Origin of the sequence: Corallococcus sp. CA047B (assembly GCF_003612065.1) — a bacterium.
GTDB classification, from domain to species: domain Bacteria; phylum Myxococcota; class Myxococcia; order Myxococcales; family Myxococcaceae; genus Corallococcus; species Corallococcus praedator.
In genome coordinates this window covers 20,547-43,385 of the sequence record NZ_RAWD01000026.1, presented here as the reverse complement: position 1 = coordinate 43,385, position 22,839 = coordinate 20,547, and the positions used below count along the sequence as shown (strand labels likewise).

At 71.2% G+C, this 22,839-nt stretch carries 22 protein-coding genes and 1 pseudogene; 9 read left to right on the top strand and 14 right to left on the bottom strand.

From position 1 onward, the window contains the following. Positions 1–3: 3 nt before the first annotated feature. Positions 4–1,596 carry an alkaline phosphatase family protein gene (locus D7X74_RS07030; protein ID WP_120532150.1) on the bottom strand — a complete coding sequence of 531 codons (1,593 nt, stop codon included), beginning with the start codon at positions 1,594–1,596 and terminating at the stop codon, positions 4–6. A gap of 153 nt (positions 1,597–1,749) precedes the next feature. Here D7X74_RS07030 and D7X74_RS07025 point away from each other — a divergent pair, with 153 nt between their 5' ends. Next, the gene (locus tag D7X74_RS07025; protein ID WP_120532149.1) at positions 1,750–2,925 is read left to right on the top strand and encodes a BamA/TamA family outer membrane protein; all 1,176 of its coding nucleotides are present in this window, start codon (positions 1,750–1,752) and stop codon (positions 2,923–2,925) included. Between the two features lie 30 nt (positions 2,926–2,955). Here the strand turns inward: D7X74_RS07025 and D7X74_RS07020 are convergent, their stop codons facing one another. From D7X74_RS07020 to fni, 5 genes are all read right to left on the bottom strand, one after another. Continuing rightward, positions 2,956–4,035: a mevalonate kinase gene (locus tag D7X74_RS07020; protein WP_120532148.1), complete on the bottom strand. Its 1,080-nt coding sequence runs from the start codon at positions 4,033–4,035 to the stop codon at positions 2,956–2,958. Beyond that, positions 4,035–5,021 (bottom strand): diphosphomevalonate decarboxylase, encoded by a 987-nt coding sequence (gene mvaD / locus D7X74_RS07015; protein ID WP_120532147.1) that lies wholly within the window; start codon positions 5,019–5,021, stop codon positions 4,035–4,037. The genes D7X74_RS07020 and mvaD overlap by 1 nt, the downstream gene beginning before the upstream one ends. Beyond that, positions 5,018–5,968: a mevalonate kinase gene (mvk, locus tag D7X74_RS07010; RefSeq protein ID WP_120532146.1), complete on the bottom strand. Its 951-nt coding sequence runs from the start codon at positions 5,966–5,968 to the stop codon at positions 5,018–5,020. Before mvk ends, mvaD begins: the two co-directional genes overlap by 4 nt. 90 nt (positions 5,969–6,058) lie before the next feature. Next, positions 6,059–7,390 carry a hydroxymethylglutaryl-CoA reductase, degradative gene (locus D7X74_RS07005; RefSeq protein ID WP_120532145.1) on the bottom strand — a complete coding sequence of 444 codons (1,332 nt, stop codon included), beginning with the start codon at positions 7,388–7,390 and terminating at the stop codon, positions 6,059–6,061. Between the two features lie 33 nt (positions 7,391–7,423). Then, entirely contained in the window at positions 7,424–8,482 is a 1,059-nt protein-coding gene (gene fni, locus D7X74_RS07000; RefSeq protein ID WP_120532144.1) for a type 2 isopentenyl-diphosphate Delta-isomerase, read from the bottom strand. A 142-nt stretch (positions 8,483–8,624) separates the two neighbouring features. Between fni and D7X74_RS06995 the strand changes: the two genes are divergently transcribed. After that, entirely contained in the window at positions 8,625–9,044 is a 420-nt protein-coding gene (locus D7X74_RS06995) for a hypothetical protein (protein WP_120532143.1), read from the top strand. A gap of 152 nt (positions 9,045–9,196) precedes the next feature. After that, positions 9,197–10,153, top strand: coding sequence for a zinc metalloprotease HtpX (locus tag D7X74_RS06990; protein ID WP_199732736.1), 957 nt, complete (start codon positions 9,197–9,199; stop codon positions 10,151–10,153). A 2-nt stretch (positions 10,154–10,155) separates the two neighbouring features. Here the strand turns inward: D7X74_RS06990 and D7X74_RS06985 are convergent, their stop codons facing one another. Next, a complete protein-coding gene (locus tag D7X74_RS06985; RefSeq protein ID WP_120532141.1) occupies positions 10,156–10,554 on the bottom strand; it encodes a nuclear transport factor 2 family protein in 399 nt (132 codons plus the stop codon). A 225-nt stretch (positions 10,555–10,779) separates the two neighbouring features. Between D7X74_RS06985 and D7X74_RS45220 the strand changes: the two are divergent. Beyond that, a pseudogene (locus tag D7X74_RS45220) lies at positions 10,780–10,863 on the top strand (hypothetical protein); the annotation flags it as partial. Beyond that, the gene (locus D7X74_RS45215) at positions 10,860–11,144 is read left to right on the top strand and encodes a hypothetical protein (RefSeq protein WP_372239683.1); all 285 of its coding nucleotides are present in this window, start codon (positions 10,860–10,862) and stop codon (positions 11,142–11,144) included. The pseudogene D7X74_RS45220 and the gene D7X74_RS45215, both read left to right, overlap by 4 nt. Before the next feature lie 6 nt (positions 11,145–11,150). Here the strand turns inward: D7X74_RS45215 and D7X74_RS06975 are convergent, their stop codons facing one another. Next, complete coding sequence (locus D7X74_RS06975) at positions 11,151–11,999, bottom strand: 2-oxo acid dehydrogenase subunit E2 (protein ID WP_120532139.1); 849 nt, start codon at positions 11,997–11,999, stop codon at positions 11,151–11,153. Positions 12,000–12,225: 226 nt separating this feature from the next. Here D7X74_RS06975 and D7X74_RS06970 point away from each other — a divergent pair, with 226 nt between their 5' ends. After that, positions 12,226–13,302, top strand: coding sequence for a cell envelope biogenesis protein TolA (locus D7X74_RS06970; protein WP_120532138.1), 1,077 nt, complete (start codon positions 12,226–12,228; stop codon positions 13,300–13,302). A gap of 65 nt (positions 13,303–13,367) precedes the next feature. On the opposite strand, the gene D7X74_RS06965 is transcribed toward D7X74_RS06970, so the two are convergent. From D7X74_RS06965 to D7X74_RS06955, 3 genes are all read right to left on the bottom strand, one after another. Next, positions 13,368–13,862, bottom strand: coding sequence for a serine/threonine protein kinase (locus D7X74_RS06965; protein WP_120532137.1), 495 nt, complete (start codon positions 13,860–13,862; stop codon positions 13,368–13,370). Between the two features lie 11 nt (positions 13,863–13,873). After that, positions 13,874–14,758 carry a DUF2381 family protein gene (locus tag D7X74_RS06960; protein WP_120532136.1) on the bottom strand — a complete coding sequence of 295 codons (885 nt, stop codon included), beginning with the start codon at positions 14,756–14,758 and terminating at the stop codon, positions 13,874–13,876. A 76-nt stretch (positions 14,759–14,834) separates the two neighbouring features. After that, positions 14,835–16,349: a kelch repeat-containing protein gene (locus D7X74_RS06955; RefSeq protein WP_120532135.1), complete on the bottom strand. Its 1,515-nt coding sequence runs from the start codon at positions 16,347–16,349 to the stop codon at positions 14,835–14,837. Positions 16,350–16,484: 135 nt separating this feature from the next. On the opposite strand from D7X74_RS06955, the gene D7X74_RS06950 reads away from it, so the two are divergent. Continuing rightward, complete coding sequence (locus D7X74_RS06950) at positions 16,485–18,026, top strand: HAMP domain-containing sensor histidine kinase (protein WP_120532134.1); 1,542 nt, start codon at positions 16,485–16,487, stop codon at positions 18,024–18,026. Beyond that, positions 18,023–19,333, top strand: a complete 1,311-nt coding sequence (locus D7X74_RS06945) for a pitrilysin family protein (RefSeq protein WP_120532133.1) — start codon at positions 18,023–18,025, stop codon at positions 19,331–19,333. Before D7X74_RS06950 ends, D7X74_RS06945 begins: the two co-directional genes overlap by 4 nt. On the opposite strand, the gene D7X74_RS44975 is transcribed toward D7X74_RS06945, so the two are convergent. Then, entirely contained in the window at positions 19,311–20,639 is a 1,329-nt protein-coding gene (locus D7X74_RS44975; RefSeq protein WP_120532132.1) for a lipopolysaccharide assembly protein LapB, read from the bottom strand. The genes D7X74_RS06945 and D7X74_RS44975 overlap by 23 nt on opposite strands. Before the next feature lie 40 nt (positions 20,640–20,679). On the opposite strand from D7X74_RS44975, the gene D7X74_RS06935 reads away from it, so the two are divergent. Further along, positions 20,680–21,024: a hypothetical protein gene (locus tag D7X74_RS06935; protein ID WP_120532131.1), complete on the top strand. Its 345-nt coding sequence runs from the start codon at positions 20,680–20,682 to the stop codon at positions 21,022–21,024. Between the two features lie 18 nt (positions 21,025–21,042). Here D7X74_RS06935 and D7X74_RS06930 read toward each other — a convergent pair whose 3' ends face one another. Both D7X74_RS06930 and D7X74_RS06925 read right to left on the bottom strand, forming a co-directional pair. Then, positions 21,043–21,642: an RNA methyltransferase gene (locus D7X74_RS06930; protein WP_120532130.1), complete on the bottom strand. Its 600-nt coding sequence runs from the start codon at positions 21,640–21,642 to the stop codon at positions 21,043–21,045. An 81-nt stretch (positions 21,643–21,723) separates the two neighbouring features. Continuing rightward, positions 21,724–22,761 (bottom strand): AraC family transcriptional regulator, encoded by a 1,038-nt coding sequence (locus D7X74_RS06925; RefSeq protein ID WP_120532129.1) that lies wholly within the window; start codon positions 22,759–22,761, stop codon positions 21,724–21,726. Between the last annotated feature and the right edge of the window lie 78 nt (positions 22,762–22,839).

The window sequence follows — 22,839 nt, the reverse complement described above, 5'->3', positions numbered from 1 at the left end:
GTTTCAATGCAGGATTCGCGGCGAGCCCGTGTCCAGGTAGGCCTCCGCCAGCCGCTCATGCAGCCGCGCGCAGTGGCTCAGGCCGGACAGGTCCACCGGCCCGCTCGCGGGCCACATCACCAGGCTGTCGGACTCCACCTGCGTCAGGCCCCCGTGCGAGCCGAACTCCCACGCGAAGCCCACCGTGCCGCCCTTCTGGACGGCCGCGCCGAAGAGCACCAGGTCGCCCGCCGTCTCCATGCGCGGCAGGCCGTGGAGGAAGTCCGCCACGGCGCGCCGGCTGTACTCCGAGGACAGGGGCGCGCGGTCCAGGTCCGCGGGCCCATACACCCCGCCGCCCATCACCACCACCGCCTCCGCCCCCCGGCGCATCGCCACCATGCCGATGTCCGGGTTGTCCGTGGCGCGCGCGAGCACCTCCGGATGCCGCGCCAGCAGCTCGCGGGCCTCCAGCGGCGCGGGACGACCGCTCAGGTAGATGTGCGCGAAGTTGCCGGCCTCCACCACCACGGGGGTGAAGGGCTCGCGAGCAGACGTGTCCGGCGTGGGCGGCTCGCGCCCGTCCAGCAGGCCGCGCTGGACGTCGTCGCGCAGGGGCGGCGTGGGGCCCTCGAAGAGCACCGCCTCCAGCCGCCGTCCCTGGCGCTGCTCCAGGGGCAGGCTGTCCACGTGGCCGTGGTCCGACAGGAGGATGACGTCGTAGGGCTCCGGCGCCGCGCGGGCCACGGCGAACAGCTCCGCCAGGGACGCGTCGACACGGTGCAGCTCCTGCATCGCCAGCTCCGAGCGCGGGCCGCGCCGGTGGGCGACCTCGTCGTAGTTGCCGTACACCAGGTAGATGAGCGGCACGCCGCGCACCATGTCCACCAGGGACTTGGTGTACGCGAAGCTCCAGCCCAACCGCTGGAGGAGGATGCGGCTCAAGAGGAAGCCCTGCTCGTGGCGCCAGTCGTTGACGGCGCGGGCCCACTGACGGACCTCGCGCACGGCCTGCAGGGACTCCATCCCGAACGAGCGCAGGAAGTCCCACGCCCCCCGGGTGCGCGCCGCGCCCAGGCCCTGCATCTCATACGCGAACGAGCGCGCCATCAGCTTGAAGCTGGACAGCGTGCTCATGCACATGCGGTTGGTGGCGCCCGCGTGGAAGAGCGAGAAGTAGGTGTGCCCGCCCTGCTCCAACAGGCTCGTGCGGCCGTGGCCCCGCAGGCGCGCGTCAATGGCCATCGCGTCGCCCGGGGTGTTCATCTGCACCTTGCGGCGAAGCGCCCGGTCGAACCAGCTGTAACCGGGCAGGTTCGGATGCTGGAGCCCGTAGAGCAAACCCGCCTGGAAGAACGGTGTAGAAGTGGGTGCGCCCCAGAAGGCGTTCTCCAGGTGATACGCGCCCGAGCGCACCAGGTGTCCGACGAAGGGCATACGGCCAGAGACAATCGCCTCGTCCAGCAGGGCCTTGGGCACCCCATCCAGATGCACCAACAGCACGTTGCGTGCACGACGTGCCGCCACGGGCGGAACTTTCGAGCCGATGCGCCGAACGACGCTATTCGCCCAATTCCGTGAATTCTCGCTGACGAGTTCGCTCAGACTTTCGCGCACGTTGACGGCTCCCCCATCCCGCGAGGCAAAATGGGCATTCAGGGGGACAGGAGCTTCTGGGGCCGCGATGCTCTCTTGGAGAGCAGGCGGGCGGAGCGCTCACTGATCCCGGGCTGGAATCGATTCGCCCCCCTGGGGCTTCACGGGGTTTCGATGCTGGCTCCTGTCGTCTGTCTCTTCTTTCTCCTGCTGACGCTCAGTGCCGCCGCGGCCGGTCGGTCCGCGCCCGGGCTCGTGCCCGTGAAGAAGACGCCGACGATGGACGGCATCGCGCTGCCCCTGGTGAGCTTCAGCTCCGACCAGGGCTTCGGCTACGGGGCCGTGGGCGGCATGTACCTGTACGCGCCCGGCAAGACGCCGTACGCGCACGCCCTGTCCGCGCAGGTGTTCTTCAGCTCGCGCGGTGCCATGAATCATTACCTCCGCTATGACGGCCCGCAGTTGCTGGGGCCCCTGCGGTTGGAAGGCAGGCTGGAGTACCGCAAGGAGAAGAGCAGCCCCTTCTTCGGCGCGGGCAACCTGTCCGCCCCGGACTTCCGCGGCAACGTGGACGACCAGCGCTACAACTACAACAAGGGCTCGCCGGGCCTCTGGGTCCGCCTGCGCGGCCGGCCCTTCGGTGAGACGCACCCCTTCCAGTCCTACGTGGGCTACGGGTGGCGCAACACCAGCGTGTCACCCTACGAAACGTCCATCCTCGCGCAGGAGAAGCCCATCGGCATCGAGGGCGGAACCAGCGGACAGATCCTGGCGGGCGCGCTCTGGGACACGCGCGACGACGAAGCGGACCCCACCTCCGGCGGCGTGGAGGAGGTGGCGCTGCGCGTGTCGGGCCTGGCCACCTTCAGCCGCTACCAGTACGCGGGCGTGACGCTGAGCGAGCGCCGCTACATCCGGCTGTCGCCGAGGCTGGTGTTCGCGCAGCGGCTCACGCTGGACATGCTGTTTGGCGAGGTGCCCTTCTTCGAGTGGATGACGACGGGCGGCGTCAACGTGTCCGAGGGCATTGGCGGCATGAGCAGCGTGCGCGGCATCGAGCGCAACCGCTTCGCCGGCAACGTGAAGGCCTTCAGCAATTCGGAGCTGCGCTTCCAGGCGGCGAAGATGTCCTTCTTCGGCCAGCCGCTCGCGCTGGGCGCGGTGGTGTTCCTGGACCTGGGCCGCGTGTGGCACCCGGGCGTGACGGATGGCAAGTGGCATGAGTGGCACCCGGGCATCGGCGGCGGTCTGCGCTTCTCTCGCCGCGCGGCCGTGGTGCGCATGGACTACGCGCGCTCCACCGAGACGGGCCGCCAGCGCTTCTACATCACGTTCGGTCACATGTTCTAACGGCCGGGCCGGACGCGCGCAGCACCGTCTTCAGACGAGCGCGTCCACCCAGCCGCGAAGCCGTGGGTCCGCCTGCGCTTCCCCGCGCACGCCGGGCTCCACGTCCAGCGTCAGCGTGAGGAAGCCGCGCGACTCCAGGCCCTGGCGCAGCTCCTCGCGTGCCTGCGCATCCGGGGCGAAGAGGATGCACCCATCCCCGCCGCCCGCGCCGGACAGCTTGCCCGCGCAGCCGTAGGACGCGGCGATGGCCAGCACCCGGCGCATGCCTTCGGTCTCCAGCGGGCCCAGCTCCAGGAGCAGCGCGTGCTGGGCCTTCACCGCGTCCGTGAAGGCGCGGAAGTCCCCGCCACCCAGACCGCCTTCAATCGCATGGCCCAGCGCGTCCGAGCGCTCCACGAAGGACTGGCGGCCCGCTTCCGCGAGCTTCGCCTCCACCTGGGCGATGAGCAGCTTCGTGGACGCGCTCTCCCCGGTGAAGGCGTAGAGCAGGGCCACGCGGGGCGCGGGCATGCGCCACAGGTCCACCGGCGGCGACTCCGCGAGCGCCGCGTGGAAGCGGCCGGTGTTGGCGGCCTCCGTCAGCGCCGTCACGTCATAGCGCCGGTAGCGCGCCAGGCCCCCCGCGAAGCTGGACGCCACGTCGCCGCCGCTGCCCTTGCCGCCCTGCCCCAGCGTGTGCGCGACGAGCGCGAGCTTCAGCACGTCGAACTTCTCTTCCAGGATGAAGCGGGCCGCCTCCGCCGCGAGCACCGTCGCGGAGGCACTGCCGCCAATGCCCAGCTTGTGTCCGCCCGGCCCCAGCGCGCCCGGCGCCACCGCGACATCGAAGCCCACGCTGGGCCGTCCGTGCGCGCGCAGGGCTTCGTCCAGCGTGCGCGCGACGAAGGAGAAGCCCGCCGGCACGTCGCGCTCCCACTTCACGCCCCGGGGCGTGGTGAGGCCCTGGAGCGTCCCCTCCTCCAGGCAGATGTGCACGCGCGAGTCCTGCCGCCTGCGCACGTAGGCGGCCGTGCGGGGCGCCACCGCGGCCACGCGCGAGACGCCTCCCCACAGCACGGCGTATTCGCCGGAGACGAACAGCTTGCCGGGTGCGGAGAGGGCGCGCTCCATCAGAACAGGTGCTCCGTCAGCAGCGTCGCGTCCCCGCCGGGCACGCAGCGCACCACGTCCACCGCGCCGCACGCGCGGGCTACGGCCTCCGCCGCCACCTCGTGCGCCGCGTCCGTCAGCAGCACCGGGTTGGGCCCGGCGTCGAGCGTGAACCACACCGGCACGCCCTTCTTGCGCTGCTCGCGCAGGTTCTGGATGAGGCCCAGCGTGGCCGGGCTCAGGTAGCAGAGCGGCGGATCCGCCGCGAGCGACGTGCTGTGCATGCGCCACGCGTTGCGCTCGCACAGCTCCCCCAGCGCCTCCAGGTCCTTCTTCGCGATGAGCTCGCGGGCGCGGGGCACCTCCGCCTCCGCGTCCTTCACCCACGCCGGGTAGTAGGGGCTCGTCTCCACCGTGCCCTTCATGCCGTCGCGCGACTTCACTTCCTTCTCGCCGCGGTCGACGATGGCCACCACCATGCGCAGGTCCGACCAGTGCCCCGCGTCGAAGCGCTGCACGGCATAGCTGTCCTCGCCGTCCGCGCGCTCACCGCGCATCCACTCGCAGAAGCCGCCCTGCACGCTGCGGCACGCGGAGCCGCTGCCCCGCCGAGCCAGGATGCTGGAGGCGCGGGTGTCCGCCGGAAGGCCCGCCGCCGCGCGCCCCGCCACCGCCAGCGCCGCGAAGCCCGCCGCGCTGCTCGCGAGGCCCGCCGCCATCGGGAAGTCGCCGCGCGACACCACCTTCGCGGGGCCCAGGTCGCGGCCCGCCTGCACGCGCACCGCGTCCAGCAGGCGCAGCACGCGGTCGCGCTCGCTGCCCTTCGCGACGTGGCCGTGCAGCTCCACCTGGTCGGACCCAGCGCCGAACTCCACCGTGGTCGTCACATGGATGGGCGCCAGCGTGAGCGACAGGCTGGACTGGTGCGGGAGGATGAGCGCCTCGTCGCGCTTTCCCCAGTACTTCACGAGGGCGATGTTGGGATGCGCCCGGACGGTTGCTTTCATGAACGGTCTCCGTGGGGCCGCGGTCCCGCCAGCTGGCTGGCGAAGCAGCGCACGCCGTCGCGCGTCAGCTTCGCGACCACGGGCCCGGGTTCGAGGAAGAGGCCGATGACGGCACCGCCGTCCCCCCCTGCCCCGGTGAATTTGGCGCCCAGCGCGCCCATGCCGCGCAGCCGGTACACCATGTCTTCCAGCGCCGGAGACGACAGGCCCAGCGCGCCCAGCAGGCCCTGGTTGACGTTCATCGCGTCCCCCAGCCCTTCCAGGTCGCCGGCCTCCACCGCCTTCGACGCCTCGGTGACGAGCCTTCCCACCTGCGCGAACAGCCGGCGGTAGCGCTCCGGCCACCGTGCCTGCCGCTCGCGCAGCGCGCCCACCGTCACCTTCGTGGGACTGCGCGCTCCCGCCAGCGCCACCACCACCGACAACGCGCGCGGACTCTTCACCTCGCGCGCCCGGCCGACGACGCCCGACGGTCCCTGCACCCGGCGGTAGAGGATGAGCTTCTCCTCCGCGCTGGTGGTGTGGTCCACGCCCGACGGCGTGCCGTGGAACTCCTGCTCCATCTCCCACGCGAGCTGGGCCGTCGCCTTCGGCGTGGGCACCTGTCCCGCGGCCTGCAACAGCACCCGCGACAGGGCCACCGCCAGCGCCGCCGAGCTGCCCAGCCCCGCGGACAGGGGCAACTGCGGCTCCAGCGTCACCTTCACCTTGGGCTCACCCACCAGGCGCGCCGCTCGGGTGAACGCCTTGCGCATCAGCCGCTTCTGCGCGGCGTCCGCCGTCACCGGCACGTCGAGCTGACACGAGCGCGCGGGCACGCCGCGCGCCGTCACGCCGAAGCTCAGGGGTCCGGCGAGCGCGGGGTAGCCGTACACCACGCTGTGCTCGCCCAGCAGGATGACCTTGCCGGCACCGAAGGCGACCAGGGGATTCGTCGAGGCAGTCATGGCACCGGGCACTGGACAAGGAAGAGGGGCGGGCACTTTACCAAGCGCACCGCCCCGCCAGGGTCCCCGCGAACAGGCGCGGGGGAGGAATCAGCCGTTGGTGATGGTGACCGCGACGCCGGGCTTTTCCAGAATCAGGCTCGCCAGGATCTCCTTCGCCTTCTCCACCTTCACGTGGCCGGCCTTCACCAGGAGGTTCGCGACCTTCTCCACGTCGCCGCCGCGCGCACCCGCCGTCACCGCGACGCTGCGGGCGTGCATGGCCATGTGGCCCTTCTGGATGCCCACCGAACCCAGGGCCCGGAGCGCCGCGAAGTTCTGCGCGAGCCCCACCGCCGCGAACACCATGGACAGCTCGCGCACGCCCGACACGCGCAGCAGTTTGAGCGCCACCTGCACGCCCGGGTGCACCTTGATGGGACCGCCCACCGTGCCCAGCGCGAGCGGCAATTCGATGCGGCCCACGAGGTGCCCCTCCTCCAGGTACCAGGTGGACAGCGGCCGGTACTGACCCCCGCGGCAGGCGAACGCGTGCGCGCCCGCTTCGATGGAGCGCCAGTCCTGACCGGTGGCGATGGCCACCGCGTCGATGCCGTTCATCACGCCCTTGTTGTGCGTGGCGGCGCGGTACGGATCCGCTTCCGCGAAGCGGCTCGCCTGGGCGATGCCCTCCGCGATGGTCTCCCCCGGCAGGTCGAAGTCCGCCAGCATCGACAGCGGGATGCGGCAGGTGGCGCGCGCGAGCCTCTTGTCCGACAGGTTGGACAGGATGCGCAGGTACACCCGGCCGCCCGTCACCTGTTCAATCAGCGGCGCCACGCCCTCGGCGACGGTGTTGATGAGGTTCGCGCCCATCGCCTCCTGCGTGTCGATGAGGATGTGGACGATGAGCAGCGGCTCGCCGCGCGGGCCCTCCGGCGCGGGCAACAGGCGCACCTCCACGTCCCGGGCGCCACCGCCACGGGCGACCATCGCCGGGTGGAAGCTGTTCGCCAGGGCGAGGATCTCCTCCTTCGCGTCCAGGATGCGCTCGGAGGCCAGGGTGGGGTCGCCGTAGTTCGACACCTGCACCTGGCCGATCATCATCGACTCGTCGGCCTCCGCGACGAAGCCGCCGGACTCGCGGACGATCTTCGACGCGAACGACACCGCCGCCACGACGGAGGGCTCCTCCACCGCCATGGGCACGATGTAGTCGCGCCCGTTGACGTTGAGGTTGAGTCCCAGTCCCAGCGGCAGGGAGAAGATGCCCACCGCGTTTTCAATCATCTGGTTGGCGAGGACCGGCTCCAGCGTGCCCACACCGCGGAGCTGCTCCAGCTCCTCGTCCGACAACCGGAACATGCGTCCGATCTGAGCGAGGCGCTCTTCCATCGGCAGCTTGTGGAATCCGGAGAGCCGGGACGTGACGGTGTCAGACATGTTGTTCCTTCCCAACCTGGGAGCCACCCTGCGTCACAGGGCCGCCAACCAATCCTTCAGAGCTCCGGACACCACGCGCGGACGCTGCCGCAACTGCGCGACGTTCCGACTTCCCGTCAGCACCAGCGCCTGTCGCAGGGCCGTCAGGATGACCTTCAATGCCTCTTCCGCACCCGCCAGGCCGCCCTGCTGCTGCGCCCGGAACAACGGAAGCGCCATGCCCGCCAGGTCCGCGCCCAGGGCGAGCACCTTCGCGCACTCCAGCCCGCCCCGCACGCCGCCGCTGGCGACGAGCCGCACCTCGGGGCCCACCGCCCCGCGCACGCTGGCGATGGCCGCCGCGGTGGGGATGCCCCAGCCGCTGAACTCCGCGCCCACCTGCGCCTGCGGCCCTTTCGCGCGAAGCTGCTCCACGCGCACCCACGACGTGCCGCCCAGCCCGGAGACGTCCACGTTGCGCACGCCCAGCTCCACCAGCCGCCGCGCGACGTCCGGGCCAATGCCGCACCCGGTCTCCTTCACCAGCAGCCGGTCGCCGAAGGCCCGCGCCAGGTCCTCCACCACGCGGTAGCCGCCCCGGAAGTCGCGGTCGCCCTCGGGCTGCGTCAGCTCCTGGCCCGCGTTCAGGTGCAGCGCCATGCCGTCCGCGCCAATGGCGTCCGACAGCCGCCGCACGCCGTCCACGCCCAGGCCAATGGCCTGGTACAGCCCGATGTTGCCGATGAGCGCCACCGTGGGCGCCACGTCGCGCACCGCGTACGAGGCCGTGCGCGAGGTGTCCTCCGCCATCGCGCGCTGGCTGCCGACTCCGAAGGCCAGCCCGTGCCGCTCGGCGAGCAGCGCCAGGTCGCGGTTGACGGCCCCCGCGCGCTCGGTGCCACCCGTCATGCCGGTGACGAGCAGGGGCGCCCGCAGCGACTTGCCCATGAACGGCGTGGACAGCTCGACCTCGTCCGCCGCCATCTCCGGCATCGCGCAGTGGATGAGGTGGACGTGCTCCAGCAGCGTCGAGTTCTGGGCGGGCTCCACGTCGCCGGTGGCGCACAGGTCGAGGTGGGCATCCTTGCGCCTGGCTGTCGTCTCGTCGCCCATGTCCCGGAAGGCCGCCGCTCTGTCGTTGCAAAAAACGTGTAATTCCGTTGGATTCCTAGCAAGTGGCGGGGCCGGGGTGCAAGCCAAAGGGCCCGGGCGGTCGCACTCGGGGCGCGGATGGACGGCACGGCTTCTGGACGGTATGAGCCCGTGCGTGAGCGCGCCGGAGAACAGGGTCGTCGTCTTCCTGCACAGCGGCGAATACGACCGCGTGCACCAGGGCCTGTCCATCGCCGCGGCGGCGGTGGCGTCCGGGCGGCGCGCGGAGGTGTACCTGTTCTGGTGGGCACTGGAGCGTTTCCTGATGGACCGTCTGGACGAGCCGGACTTCACCGGCCGGGACGACATCAGCGACCGCTTCGAAACGCGCCGCATGCCCACGCTGCGCGCCCTCCTGGAGCACATCCGGGAGACGGGGCTCGCGACGGTGGCCGGCTGCACGGGCTCGCTCGGTGCCCTGGGGGGCGAGCCGAAGGCGGGCGACAGTGGCATCGACGTGTGGCTGGGCTGGAGCGCCATCCTCCAGCGTACGGCGGGCGTGACGGATCGTTTCTACCTGTGAGGAAATCCAGCCAGTGAGGCCGCAGGGACGCCGGGGCAGCCCGGACCCGCTTCATTGACGGCCCCTCCCGCCTGCTTACGTTTCGTGGGTCCCCTTCGGTTGACCGGGACGAAAGGCACGGAACGAGGACCATGGCGCAGCGTGACCCCCACATGACATCCCGAGGACCGGCCGCACCGGCGCTCAAGGGCGGCGGGTGGCACCGGCTGGGCAACGCCTTGAAGACGACCGTCCTCCTGGCCGGCTTGACGGCGTTGGTGCTCGTCATCGGCCAGCGGCTGGGCGGCGCGCAGGGGCTCGCGATGGCGGGCTTCTTCGCGGTGGTGATGAACTTTGGTTCGTACTGGTTCAGCGACCGCATCGCGCTGGCCATCCACGGCGCGCAGCCGCTTCCCTACGAGCAGGCGCCGTGGCTGCACGAGATGGTGGAGCGCCTGTCCGCCCGGGCGGGCATGCCGAAGCCGAAGGTGTACCTGCTGCCCACGCGGCAGCCCAACGCGTTCGCCACGGGCCGAAACCCCAGCCACGCGGCCGTGGCGGTGACGGCGGGCATCGTGGACATCCTGGACCGGCGCGAGCTGGAGGGCGTGCTGGCGCACGAGATTGGCCACGTGCGCAACCGGGACACGCTCATCGGCACGGTGGCGGCGACGCTCGCGGGCATCATCAGCTACGCGGCGCAGATGCTCTTCTGGTTCGGCGGCAGCATGCTCAGCCGCGGCGACGACGAGGAGGGCGGCGGCGTGGCCGGGGCGCTGTCCAACCTGGGCCTGCTGCTCGTCGCGCCCATCGCGGCCACGCTGTTGCAGTTGGCGGTGAGCCGATCGCGCGAGTACGGAGCGGACGCCACGGGCGCGGAGCTGTGCGGGGACCCGGATGCGCTGGCGAGCGCGCTCTTGAAGATGGAGCGCGCCGCGGAGGCCATGCCCTACGACAGAGCCCCCGCCACCTCGCACCTGTTCATCGTCAACCCGCTGCACCACGGCGGGGTGATGTCGCTGTTCTCCACGCACCCGCCCATCCCGGAGCGCGTGCGCCGGCTGCGTGAGATGAGCGCGCGGCGGGGCGGTGGGGCGCGGGCGCGCGGCGGCTGGGAGTACGCCTACTAGCGTCAGAAGGGTTCGAAGCAGTCGTAGTTGTGCTGGATGGCGATGCGGCCGTCGCGGAAGGTGAGGAACACCCCGAGCGACGCCCGCATCGTCCCGCCCGCTGGCAGGGAGCCCACGGGCACCGCCAGCGTCGCGCTCCAGTCCACCTCCAACGCCACTCGCTCGCCGTCACAGAGGGCGGAGCGCACGTCGTAGCGCTGGGACACCACCACCTTGCTGCCCCGCGCGGAAGCGTCCAGCAGGGCCTGGAGGTCGCGCGTCGCGCCCCGCGGCGTGAGCCGGTTCGGGTACTCGCGCTGGCGCACCTCCGGGTGGAAGAAGCCGGCGAGCTCCTCGGGCGGCGCTCCGGCTTCGATGGCCTGGAAGTAGCGCCGGGTGAACTCCAGCGGGGACTCGGACATGGGGTGCTCCTTGGCACGGTCGGGAGGGATATCCACAACCATGATTGTACAACGGTGATTGCACAACCGTGGTTGTGGGTGCAAGACGTGGGGCCATGGCACGTCGACCGCGCGTGGGAAATCCGGAGCTGGAGTCCCTGGACCTGGGCTACCTGGCGCTCTTCGTCGGCATGCGGGTGAACGCGCTGGTGTTGGAGGAGGTGCACGCGGCGGGCTTCCCCGGCCTGCGGGAAGGACACGGTTACGTGGTGCAGCACCTGCTGGGCGGCCCCCGGTCCATCAGCGAGCTGGCGGACCTGCTGGAGGTGACGCAGCAGGCGGCATCCAAGACGGTGGCGGAGCTGCGGAAGCTGGGCATCGTGGAGGCCGCGCCTTCCGAGGACGCGCGGATCCGACGCGTGCGGCTGTCCGAACGCGGGCGCGCCGCCGTCGACACGACCCGTGCGGCGCGGGCGACCTTCGAGGCCCGCTTCCGCCGCGCCCAGGGCGTCCGCGCGGTCGAGGAGACCCGCCGGGTGCTGAGCGCCGTGCTGGAGTCGCTGGGGGGCGCGGAGGCGGTGCGGCGCCGACGGGTGCGCGAGCCCCGGTAGGCCGCCCTACTCCGTCCGCGTCACGCCGGGCGGCGCGTCGAAGAACTCCGCCGGGTGCTCCAGCAGTTCGCGCAGCGTGTTGGCGATGACGCCCGCGTGGTAGCCGTCGATGAAGCGGTGGTCGAAGGACGCGTTGATGCTCATGACCCGGCCGGGCACCACCCTGCCCTCCTCCACCACCGCCACCTCCCGCACCGCGCCGGGCGCGATGAAGATGGGCACGCGGGTGAAGGGCGCGAGCGGCAGGTAGGCCGTGTCCAGCCCCAGCGTGCCCGCGTCCACGACCACCGCGGAGCCGAACGGATCCCTGGGCAGCCCCAGCCAGGTCGGATCCACGTTCAGCGTGTACGACAGGAACGACATCAGCCGGGTGAACCCGTGGAGCAGGAGCGGCGGGACGCGCTTCAGGAGCCCCCGGCCCTTCTCCAGCGCGGCGTCGCGGCCTTCGCGTGCCCGCGCCACCGCGGCCTCCATCTCCTGCGCGACCGTGAGCAGGTCCTTCTGGTCCACGTCCTCGATGCGCGCGGGCCTGAGCCCTGGCCGGACGGGGTCCGCGTCGGGCACCAGCGCGCACAGGGTGACGCGCTGGCGCAGGTAGATGCGCTGGAAGCGCAGCAGCGCGTTGGCATCCGGGCAGCGGCGCAGCCCTTCGCCCAGGGCCTTGAGGACCAGGTGCATGGGGGTGAGCCGGACCCCGGTGCGCTGGTGGTGTGCCTCCAGGTACGCGAGCGCCGCGTCCATGCGCACCGTCAGCGTGCCGTAGACGGTCGGATCGTACGCGGTGGTCCAGCTTCCAATGGCGAGCTTGCGGAAGCTCGACACGTCCCGCTTCGGCTTCAGCTCCAGGTGCGCCATGGGCTTGCTTGGACTCCGTTGAAGTTCCGGTGACGACGCGTGCGAAGCCCCTGTCTACGGACTCGCCAGGGCGCGCGCCAGGACCGGCGACGCGAGGCAGGCGGGGCTTCGAGGCCCGGCCGGTGTGGTTGGAGCCCGGGGGTTTGTCTGCCAGTGAAGCCTTGACGCGCCATGTCCCAGCGGTAGGCTGCCCCGTTTTTTGCATCCTTCTGTGGAGGTTGTTCCCTTGGTCGTTGCTCTCATCCTGGTATCGATCGGTTTCGCCATCACGCTCGGCATGCTGCTCTTCGGCGGCAAGAGCGGCACGGACGGCACCGCGAACCGTTCATCGGTCTCATCGCCCTCGTTCCGTGGGGAGCTGGAGTCGGAGACCAAGGCTCGCGCCAAGGCGGAGTCGGAGGTCCAGCGCAAGCAGAAGGAGCTGGACGAACAGCGCGCGCAGCTCCAGGAGGTCAAGGAGCAGCTCAAGCAGACCAAGCGCAAGCTCTTCGACCAGAAGGAAGGCGACAAGGGCGCGCAGGACCTGGTCAAGGCCCGCGCCGAGGTGGAGCGCAACGCCAGCATCCAGCTCGCGCAGACGCGTGAGGAGCTGTCGCACGCCCTGACGGAGAACGCCAAGCTGCGCGCCGAGGCCGACTCGCGCGGTGGCAACCGCCGCCGTGAAGCCCCCGCCCCCGTGCAGGCCGTGACGCCCGCGCCCGCGCCGGTCGCGGCCGCCCCCGCTTCGACGGACCTCATCGCCGCGCCCGCGAGCGAGCCCGTGGTGAGCGCGGCGGTGTCGGTGCCGTCCACTCCGGTGGCCCCGGCCGAGCCCGTGCGCCGCTACCGCGAGCTGAACGACGCGGACCGCGAGAAGATGGACCGGCTGGAGACCGCGGCGAACAAGGACCGCGCGCGCGCCGTGGAGCTGGAGAAGGAGCTGCGCCGCATCAAGGGCCGCGCCGACACCCAGGCCCGCATCCTGGCCGTGACGAAGTCCGAGGCCGACCTGGGCAAGGACAAGTACAAGGCCCTGGAGAAGCGCCTGAACCGCACGCTGCTGGAGCGCGACCTGCTTCGCCGGGCCATCAAGGACCTGGAGAAGAAGACGGGCATGCTGGCCGACCGCACGGAGCTGACGCCGGACGAGGTCGCCGCCAGCGACCAGCGCAGCGACGAGGCCGCCCGCGCCCGCGCCGAAGCGGAGGCCCGCGCCGCCGCCCCGGCCACGCCGACCGAGGCCGCTCCCGTGGAGACCGCCGCGCCGGCCGCCTCCACCGAGGGCGAGGCGAAGCCTTCCGAGGCTCCGCCGTCCAACGCCTGAGCGAAGTGACGGATTGAAGCACCGAGGCCCCGCCTCCCTTCACCGGGACGCGGGGCCTTCGTGTTTCAGCGGAACGAATCGACGATGTAGACCGACGCGCTCGAGAACTCGATGATGGCCGTTCCCGGCTTGGAGTCGGGTCGCTTGCGGAGCTGGCCCTTCGACAATCGGGCCACCGCGCAGATGGGAATCTTGTCTCCCCCGTCTAGAGGCAGTGCCTCGTAGTAGCGGATGACCACCTGCGGGCCGCCTGTCCATACCCGACCATAGAGTCGCTCAGGACTGCCGAGAGGCCCTAGCCTAGTCTGTAGGACGCTCTCGATGGGCCCGTCGTAGAGCGTGATGGGACTGACATCATCCTGATTGATGTCGAGTTCAACGTGCGCGCCATCGCCGACACTCAAGCGGAGGAGTCGCATTGCGTGCAGCGTCGTCTCCGGGCAGTCCTCAGGCCCCGGTGAGCCATCTGCGCGCAGCCCCACACTCCCTAGGGTAGTGGTGCAGCCCAGGGACATGGCCAGCACAAGGACAAGGGGAGACCATGAGCACCGTGCGTTCATGTCGGATCGATCTACTCCTTGAAGGGGCGCCATTCCAGGACGAGGTAGGCCTGCGACAGCCCGTCGGCTCGGAACAGCTCCAGCGCCAGTTGTTCCAGGCCTTGAGGTGATTGGAAGACGCTCTCGTCCGCGACGACGGCGATGCGGCCAGTTGCCCCTGGAACGATCTCATCCTGCTGCATGCGCAAGGCGAACGGGCGTGACTTCCCCCCAGACCGGGTGGACAACTTGGCTTCCATTAGGCTCCAGGGCTTCTTCGCATCGTGATTGGTGAGGGTGAACACCACTGCGACCTTCGGAATCCTCTTGCTCTTCAGGACCTCGACCCTGACGGTCGCCTCTTCATTCTTGAGCTGCCAGGACTGGCCGAGTTCGAAGGGGGTGTGCTTGATGTCCCCGTTGGCCAGGAGCGCGGCCAGCGCATGGTCCGGAGAGCGTTCCTCCTGTCGCAGCAGCGCGTTCTCTTCCTTCAGAACGCGCTGCTGTTTGAGCGAATCCATCAGCGTCGAGTACATGGCCTCGTAGCGCTGCCGGTCCTCGAACACGTTCACCTGCTGATCCAGTTCGGCCCGCCGGCCCTGCCCGGGAGGCTTCAACAAGAACGGGATCTCCCTTCCGTTCGTGAGCGTCACGAGCAGGGGCACGCCTTCGTCCTCCCCCAGGTCCCGGACCGGCTCCACGACCACCTTGCGGCCACCGACCAACAACGGCTCGAACCGGCCCTCCCAGGCCAGCATCCGCGTCTTCGAAGCATCAACCGGGGCCTCGAAGCGCAGGACGGTGGAGACCGCGCCCTTCACATAGACGCTCGGCGTGAAGTCCTCGGGGTGCTCCGACAGCAGCACCGTGCGGACCGCGGGCTCCCGCGCTTCCACCGCCGCGCTCAGCAGGAGCACGGCCAGGGCAAACCGGGCAGGTAGGCAGGTCACCATAGGACCTGGACGCTAACAGCCCACCCGGAGGGTGCCCACTTCAGTCGCGCGGAGGCGGCATCACGACCAAAGCTTCGATGGGCGCCCGGGGCTCACCGGTGCTGTCGTCCACGCCGCCCACCACGAGCACCGACCCATCCGCGAGCGCCGTGCACGTGTGCCACACGCGCGGCTGCGGCAACAACGACAGGCCCAGCACGCTGGGTTGGGCATCCTTCGCTGGGATGATCAGCTCCGCCCACGCCGTCGCGCGCGCAATGCCGGAGTCGGCCCCCCGTCCGCCCACCACCACCACCCGTCCGTCCTGAAGCGACACCGCGCACGCGTTGCTCCGGGGCAACAACGCCGGTCCATCGCTCACCCGGATCGGGCTCTCCAATACCTCGGACGCCCCCACGGCTCGCGCTCCGTTCAGCGGATCCACACCATCGAAGCCGCCCATCAGCAACGGGCGGGGGCCGTCCTCCGCCCGCCCCAGCATCGCCACGGAAGCACCCACCCTGGGAACCCGGAGCCGGGGTGGCACCGGCAACAACCACCCGAACGTGTCTCCGTCGAACCCGGCGGACAGGACCTCCGCCTCAAGCCGCAGCGCATCCGAGCCCCCCGCGACCAGGATCGTATGCCCGTCCTCCAGCACCGTCAGCGTCGCGTCCACGCGATGCAATTCGCCCATCCCGTCGAAGAAGCGCCCGGAGGCCGCATCGAAGCCCTCCAACGCGAACGCCCCACTCCCATCCGCCGCACGCCCACCGACCAGCAGCACATGCCCGTCGGCATCCACCGCCGCGGCGTGCTGGTAGCGCGCGACCTTCGGCTCCAACGTGCTCGCCACACCCTCGGCCACGTCCACGACGCGCGCCGTGCGCTGCAACGAGACCTGGTCCAGCGTCTCCGCGCCCCCCACGAGCAGCACCCTTCCGTCCGGCAGCGGCGACGCCGTGTGGAAGGCCCGTGCGCCCACGTCCGGCCCGGGGCTGAACGTTCCTGCCACCGGGTCGAACACCTCCGTCGTCCCCGACACCGGCCGAGTTCCATCCCTCCCGGGCGCATAGCCTCCCGCGAACAGCACCCGTCCATCCGCCAGCAGCGTCGCGGTGTGCCCGGCCCGCGTTTCACCCGGCACCGCGCACGTATCGGGACTCGCGGCCTGGTTCACCGGCGCGAACTCGCCCAGCCGCCGCAGGAACACCCGCGCCGACGCCGCCTGTCCCTCCACGACGTCGAAGGGCGCCGTCCGCCCCAGCGACCGCAACTGGCCACCCTGGTCCGGAGCCCCCGCGTACGCCCGCACCTCCAGCACCCGCGCGCTGCCTGGCGGAATCGCCGGGACGTCCGCTGGCGTCCACCGCACCGTCGACACCCGCTCCCGGGGCGTGTCGAGTCCGGGCCCGCTGACGCGGAAGCGCAGGTGCGTCACCCCCATCAGGGGCGGCGTGCCGGCACAGGAGGCGGAGACGAGGTCCAGGGAGGGGGTGACCTCCTTCTCGCCACAGCCGGCGGACAGGGCCAGCAGGGCGGCCAGGAGCGTGGAGCGGACGGGGCGCGCGGACATGCGCCGGACGCTACCAGCCCGCTTCGTCTCCGGCGGGACGAAGTCTGGACGCCCGGGAAGGGCGGAAGCAGGCGGGCCGCCGGGGATTGCGCTGTAATGCGCCCGCCCCAGGACGTATGTCCTGTCCCCTCCTCCATGAAGCTCTCGCTCGCCACCCGCATCTTCCTGGGCTACGCGCTGGTGCTGCTGACGTTCGGGACGGTGTCCCTCTTCAGCGTGGCGGAGCTGCACCGCAACCGGTTGGAGATCCGCCTCGTCAGCCAGGGCTACCTCCAGCTCTCCCAGGACGCCGCCGCGCTGGAGACCTTCCAGACCAGCCAGGAGAAGGACACCGAGCGCGTGCTGGAGCAGAACAGCGTGGAGACGCGCCGCGCGCTCATCCGGCTCGCGAGCCTCTACTACTCGCCCCAGATGGCCCAGCGTCTGGAGGCCGCCCGCGCCAAGGCCCGCGAGGTGCTCACCTTCGCCCCCGAGGGCGAGGTCCCCTTCGTCATGGAACTGGACGCCCGCTTCGGCGAGCTGTCGAAGAACTCGCAGGCCTACGGCCACGCGGTGGAGGCCGTGTTCGCCGCGCTCGCGTCCGAATCCCCCCGGGGCGACGAGGTGGCCCGCGCCACCGCGGAGCTGCGCCAGTTGGAGGCCGCCATCGGCCGTGAGCTGCGCGTGCTGCGCGCCACGCTGGGCAACCGCATCCGCGAGCGCGTGGACGGCGCGGAGGAGCGCGAGCGCCGCACCGGCCTCACCATCATCGCGTTGTCCATCATGGCCATTGGCGTGGGCGTGGGCGTCACCGCGTGGTCCGCGCGCACGCTGCGCCCGGTGCGCACCCTCATCGAGGGCGTGTCGCGCATCGGCAAGGGCGACTACTCCGCCCAGCTGGGCGTGCGCGGCGACGATGAGGTGGCGCTGCTCGCGCGCGAGTTCGACCAGATGGCCCGCTCGCTCCAGGCCCGCGAAGCGCAGCTCAAGTCCCAGGCCGAGGCGCTGATGCGCGCCGAACAGCTGGCCGCCGTGGGCCGCATCTCCGCGCAGATCGTCCACGAGGTGCGAAACCCGCTGTCCTCCATCGGCCTCAATGTGGAGCTGCTCCAGGACGCGGTGGACACCGCCCGGTTCGACTCCGCCGACACCGCCGTGGAGGCGCGCGAGCTGCTCTCCGCCGTCACCCATGAGGTGGACCGCCTCACCGACGTCACCGAGCAGTACCTGCGCATGGCCCGCCCCGCCCGGCCGGACCTGGAGCCGGAGGACATCATCGCGGTGCTCGACGGCGTGCTCGACTTCACCCGCGAGGAGCTGGTGCGCGCGGGCGTGGAGGTGGTGCGCGACTTCGCCCCCGGCACCCCCCGGGTGCTCGCGGACCAGGGGCAGCTGCGCCAGGTGTTCCTGAACCTCCTGCGCAACAGCCGCGAGGCCATGCCCTCCGGGGGCCGGCTCACGGTGGCCACCCTGCCGCGCGAGGGCGACGTGGAGGTGTCCGTGCGCGACACCGGCAACGGCATGACGGAGGAGGTGCGCCGCCACCTCTTCGAGCCCTTCTTCACCACGAAGGAGGGGGGCACCGGCCTGGGTCTGGCGGTGAGCCAACAGATCCTCCAGGCCCACGGGGGCTCGCTCTCCTGCCAGAGTATTCCCGGCCAGGGGACGACCTTCGTGTTAAGGCTTCCCTGCGCATGAGCTTTAAACCGTTCCGGGACGTGCTGCCCTCCGGGCTGCGCGTCGTCACCGTCGAGACGCCGCACCTGCACACCGCCCTGCTGGCCGTCTACGTGCGGACCGGCAGCCGTCACGAGACGCCCGGGAACAACGGCGTCAGCCACTTCCTGGAGCACCTCTTCTTCCGGGGCAGCGAGGGCTGGCCGGACACCGTGAAGATGAACGCCGCCGTGGAGGAAGTGGGCGGCAACCTCAACGGCGCCACCACCCGCGACCACGGCTACTACTACACGCCGCTGCACCCGTCGCACCTGCGCGTGGGCATGGACGTCATCGGCGACATGCTCACCCGCCCCCGCCTCACCGACATGGAGGTGGAGCGGCAGATCATCCTGGAGGAGATGCTGGATGAGGTGGATGAGAAGGGCCGCGACATCGACCTGGACAACCTGTCCAAGCGGCTCCTGTTCCCGGACCACCCGCTGTCGCTGAAGATCGCTGGCACCCGCGACTCCGTGAAGGCCCTCACCCACGCCCAGGTGCGGGAGCACTTCGCGCGCCACTACGTGGCCGGCAACCTGGTCGTCACGGCCGCGGGCCGCGTGAGCCACCCGGAGGTGATGGCGCTGGCCGAGCGCGCCTTCGCCCACCTGCCCCGGGGCGAGGCCTCCACCGAAGCGCCGCCGCCCCTCATCGGGCCCGGGCCGCACTTCCACTTCGTCACGCACGACGAGTCGCAGACGGAGTTCAAGCTCACCTTCCGCGTCGTGCCGGAGCAGCACGAGGACTACCCCGCGCTCCAGATTCTGCGGCGCCTGCTGGACGACGGCCTGTCGTCGCGGCTGCCGTTTGAAATCGTGGAGAAGCGCGGCCTTGCGTACTCGGTGAGCGCCGGGCTGGACACGTACCACGACACCGGCCTGTTCGAGATTGAAGCCGCCAGCGCGCCGGAGAAGGCGTCGCAGGTGGTGGCCGAGTCCCTGCGGGTGCTCGCCGCGCTGTGCGACGAGGAGGTGGGCGCGGAGGAGCTGAACCGCGCCAAGCGCCGCCACCGCATGCTGCTGGAGTTCTCCCAGGACTCACCGGGCGAGCTGGCCGGGTGGTTCGGCGGCACGGAGCTGTTCCGCACGCCGGAGACCTTCAGCCACCGCGCGGACCTGGTGGACCGCCAGACGGCCGCGCAGGTGCGCGACACGGCCCGGCGCTACTTCACCCGCGAGAACCTGCTGGTCGTCGCGGTGGGCCAGAAGAAGGGCCAGAAGGCGCTGGAGAAGGTGGTCGCGGAAGCCGCGCTCCCCTCCTCCGTCAGCGCCGTCCCCCGCGGATGATGATGGGGCCGGAGGAGGCGCCCTTCTTCCTGGGGGTGGCCTTCTCGATGGCCTTGCGGATGCGCAGGTACTCGGGGTTCTGCGGCTCGCGCTGCAGGGCCTCGTCGATGAGCTTCTTGCCGCGCGGCAGCTGCGTCTGGAACTGCGCGTAGAGGCCCGCGAGCGCGGCCTTCTCCTCCACCGACGCCTCGCCCAGCCCCACCAGTCGCTCCAGCGTGGCCTGGGCCTCCGGCTTCTTGCCGGCCTTCAGGTACAGCCGCCAGATGCGCGAGAGCGCGGGGCCGAAGGCGGGCTCCGTCTTGAGGGCGAAGCGGTAGCTGTCCTCGGCGGCGCGCACATCCTCCTGGTCCTCCTGCACCCGGCCGCGCACGTACAGGCCCCGGGCCAGCCGGGGGCGCAGTTGCAGGGCCCGGTCCACCGACTGCTGCGCATCCGTCAGGCGACCCTGGGCCCGGACGATGTCCGCCAGCCACGCGAGCGCCTCCGCGTTGTCCGCATCGTCCTCCAGCAGCAGCTTGAGCGCGGCCTCCGCCTCCGCCGGGCGGCCCAGCGCCATCAGCACGCGGGCCTTCATGGCCACGACGTCCGTGGTCGCCGCGTCCGCGGGTGGCACGGACTGGAGGTCGGCCTCCGCCAGGTCGGAGAAGCCGCTCATCAGGAAGTAGCGCGCGCGCAGGAGCCGGGCCGCCGTGAAGCTGGGCGAGTTCTGGAGCACGCGGTCCATCAGGTTCGCCGCGAGCAGCTCCTCGCCCTTCATGAGGAGGATCTCCGCCTCCACCGTCTTCGTCGCGGCGTCGTCCGGGTTCTCCCGGAGGGTGCGCTCCAGCGTGGTGAAGGCCTCCTCGGCGTGGCCCTGCCGGGCCTGGAGGCGCGCCAGGGCCAGGATGTCGTCGGGGGTCAGCTTGCCCTCGTCCCGCAGGGCCACGAGCGTGGTGATGGCCAGGGGCGCCTGGCCCTCCCGCAGGTACAGGTCCGACAGCTGCTTCTGGATGACGGGGTCGCTTCCAGGCAACAGGCCTTCCGCCTGCTTGAGCGTCAGGATGGAGGCGCCCGAGTTGCCGCTCAGCCGGTGGGCCTCCGCCAGCAGCAGCAGCGGCTCCACGCTCTCCGGGGCCGAATTGGAGGCCTTCTGGAGCGCGGCGATGGCGCGGCCGTAGTTGCCCTTCGTGAGGGCCTCGCGACCTTCGGACAGGGAGGACTGGACCTGGGTGGCCTGCTTCTGGGCGGCTGCCGTCTCCGGGTCCTTGCAGGCAAGCGGAAGGAGCAGGACGAGCGTCCAGGGACGGGGGAAAAATCGCTGAGGCATCACTGAGCGACAGGGTAGCGGATGTTATCCTCCTCCGTCGATGGACCCCTTCGTGCGCCGCCTCGTCGAGAGGCTTCATGACCCCGGCCGTCCGCTGTCGCGAAACCGGCACTTCCACACGTTCGACACCCCCGAGGGTCGCACGGCGCTGAAGGTGTTCCGGCGGCTGCGCAGCCTCCAGCAGGACATCCTCGCCTGCCAGGCCGAAGGCCGCAGGGCCCGCATCTTCCGGCAGGTCAATCCGGCCGGGGAGCACCGCATCGAGATCTGGATGGAGCGCGTGGCCGGCCGCCGCGTGTCGATGATCCAGCCCGCGGAGTACGAGCTGCTCGTCCGGCTTCCGGGCATCCGCGACGCCCTGGAAGTGCGCGAGGAAGCCGCCTGAGCTGACGGCAGGCCAGCGCTAGAACACCCAGGGCCCCAGGCCCGTGGGCGCCCCGTCACACGCCGCTCGCAGCCGCGCCTGCGCGTCCTCGTAGGACAGCCGGGCCGCATCCGCCTTCAGCTCCGGGGACGCCCAGTCCCGCCACGAGCGCAGCACCGCGACATGGTGGCCGTCCTCCTCCTGCGCTTCGGAGAAGTGGACCAGCAGGCGCTCCTCCAGCGCTTCGCGCGCCTTGGTCCAGGGGCCTTCCTTGTCCAGCCGCACGCGCCCATCCCGCTCCACGGTGGAGAGCAGCGAGCGGGCCTCCAAGGACAGGCCCTGGAGCGAGGGCCGGCGGCGCGCGGGCTCCATCGCGACGCGGTAGACGGAGGCCCACAGCGTGGGGTCCACGAAGGCCACCTTGCCCTCCACCAGGCGAACGGCGAGCACGTCCGGTGACGCGCGCAGCTGGCGGCCCAGCCGGTACGCGAGCCGCCCCTTCGCATGTTCGCGCCAGCTTCCGGCGGGACGTCCGCCCATGACCTGTTCGACGAGGGACGTGGGCCCGTGGGTGGGCACCTCGGTGATGACGTGGCGCGTGCGCACCAGCTCCTCCGCGTCCCTCAGCGTCTTGATCATCCGTGTGCCCCTCTCCTGGGCGCGACGGGTGCCGCGCCCGTGGGAAAAACATTCCGCGCGCTGGACGGATTCCAGGGCGACCTACGCGGAGCCGTCCCTGGCGCCCCGCGCCTGCTGCCAGTGGCCGGGCGTCGTCCCGCTCCAGCGGCGGAACGCGCGGGTGAAGGCGCTGGGGTCGCTGAAGCCCAGGAGGAAGGCGATTTCAAAGTGGGGTAGCACCCCGTCGCGCAGGAACTGGAAGGCGCGGTCGCGGCGCACGGCGTCCTCCAGGCCCGCGAACGTGACGCCCTCCTCCCGCAGGCGGCGCTGGAGCGTGCGCTCACTCACCGCGAGCCGCGTCGCGACATCCGCGGGCACCAGGTCCCCCGTGCGGGGCTGCGCCGCGAGCACCTCCTCCACCTGTTCGCGCCAGGAGCGGGTCTCGTGGATCCGCAGCTGCGCGAGCTCCGCTTCGGCGCGCGCGTGGAGCAGGTTGCCCAGCTCGATGTCGGCGTGACGGATGGGGAGCCGTGCGGCGGCCGCGTCTCCTTCCACGAGGTAGGCGCTCGCGTCGTATTCGGCGGCGACGCCCAGGAAGTCCTCCACGGCGGAGGAGGCCGCGTGGCGCGGGTGCGCGAAGCAGATGCGCGTGGGGCTCCAGTCCTCGCCGCTGAGCAGGCGGGCGCTGGACACCAGCGTCACCAGCAACCCTTCCGGTGGGTGCTGGAGGCGCGGGGCCCAGGCATCCAGCGGATCCAGGTGCAGCTCCACGCGCAGCGCGCGGTCCGTGTGGAGGACGCGCCACCGCGTGCGCGGGTCGAGCAGCGCGTTGATGCGGCAGTAGCGCTGCAGGGACGTGCCCAGGTCCGGACTGTTGACGAGCACATAGCCGACGAGCCCCACGTGCGTGGGCTCCACCGCCTGCGCGAGCCGCACGGCCAGGGGTTCCTTGCCGCCCTCCCGCACGAGCAGGGCCCACAGGCGTTCCAGCGCCGTGTAGGGCACCCGCACGTCCGGCCGCGCCAGCCGGGCCTCCTCCTCGCCCACGGCTTCCAGCAGGAGCGCGCGCGGGATTCCCAGTGACTCACCGACGTGGAACAGCGGACGGAAGAGGGAGGACAGGAGCGCCTGGGGACGCATCACCCGTCAGCATGGCCCAGCCGCCCCTCGCGTCGCAACGCGCGGTGGCGCCCGGGGACAATGCGTTGGCGTCCGGGG

Coding starts and splice junctions, on each gene's coding strand:
- D7X74_RS06925 (WP_120532129.1), bottom strand. CDS start 22,761: ATGCGTCCCCAGGCGCTCCTGTCCTCCCTCTTCCGTCCGCTGTTCCAC.
- D7X74_RS44975 (WP_120532132.1), bottom strand. CDS start 20,639: ATGCCTCAGCGATTTTTCCCCCGTCCCTGGACGCTCGTCCTGCTCCTT.
- D7X74_RS06990 (WP_199732736.1), top strand. CDS start 9,197: ATGACATCCCGAGGACCGGCCGCACCGGCGCTCAAGGGCGGCGGGTGG.
- D7X74_RS06950 (WP_120532134.1), top strand. CDS start 16,485: ATGAAGCTCTCGCTCGCCACCCGCATCTTCCTGGGCTACGCGCTGGTG.
- D7X74_RS06985 (WP_120532141.1), bottom strand. CDS start 10,554: ATGTCCGAGTCCCCGCTGGAGTTCACCCGGCGCTACTTCCAGGCCATC.
- mvk (WP_120532146.1), bottom strand. CDS start 5,968: ATGACTGCCTCGACGAATCCCCTGGTCGCCTTCGGTGCCGGCAAGGTC.
- D7X74_RS07025 (WP_120532149.1), top strand. CDS start 1,750: ATGCTGGCTCCTGTCGTCTGTCTCTTCTTTCTCCTGCTGACGCTCAGT.
- D7X74_RS06975 (WP_120532139.1), bottom strand. CDS start 11,999: ATGGCGCACCTGGAGCTGAAGCCGAAGCGGGACGTGTCGAGCTTCCGC.
- D7X74_RS06945 (WP_120532133.1), top strand. CDS start 18,023: ATGAGCTTTAAACCGTTCCGGGACGTGCTGCCCTCCGGGCTGCGCGTC.
- D7X74_RS06955 (WP_120532135.1), bottom strand. CDS start 16,349: ATGTCCGCGCGCCCCGTCCGCTCCACGCTCCTGGCCGCCCTGCTGGCC.
- D7X74_RS06965 (WP_120532137.1), bottom strand. CDS start 13,862: ATGAACGCACGGTGCTCATGGTCTCCCCTTGTCCTTGTGCTGGCCATG.
- D7X74_RS07005 (WP_120532145.1), bottom strand. CDS start 7,390: ATGTCTGACACCGTCACGTCCCGGCTCTCCGGATTCCACAAGCTGCCG.
- mvaD (WP_120532147.1), bottom strand. CDS start 5,021: ATGAAAGCAACCGTCCGGGCGCATCCCAACATCGCCCTCGTGAAGTAC.
- D7X74_RS07020 (WP_120532148.1), bottom strand. CDS start 4,035: ATGGAGCGCGCCCTCTCCGCACCCGGCAAGCTGTTCGTCTCCGGCGAA.
- D7X74_RS06935 (WP_120532131.1), top strand. CDS start 20,680: ATGGACCCCTTCGTGCGCCGCCTCGTCGAGAGGCTTCATGACCCCGGC.
- D7X74_RS06995 (WP_120532143.1), top strand. CDS start 8,625: ATGAGCCCGTGCGTGAGCGCGCCGGAGAACAGGGTCGTCGTCTTCCTG.
- D7X74_RS06930 (WP_120532130.1), bottom strand. CDS start 21,642: ATGATCAAGACGCTGAGGGACGCGGAGGAGCTGGTGCGCACGCGCCAC.
- fni (WP_120532144.1), bottom strand. CDS start 8,482: ATGGGCGACGAGACGACAGCCAGGCGCAAGGATGCCCACCTCGACCTG.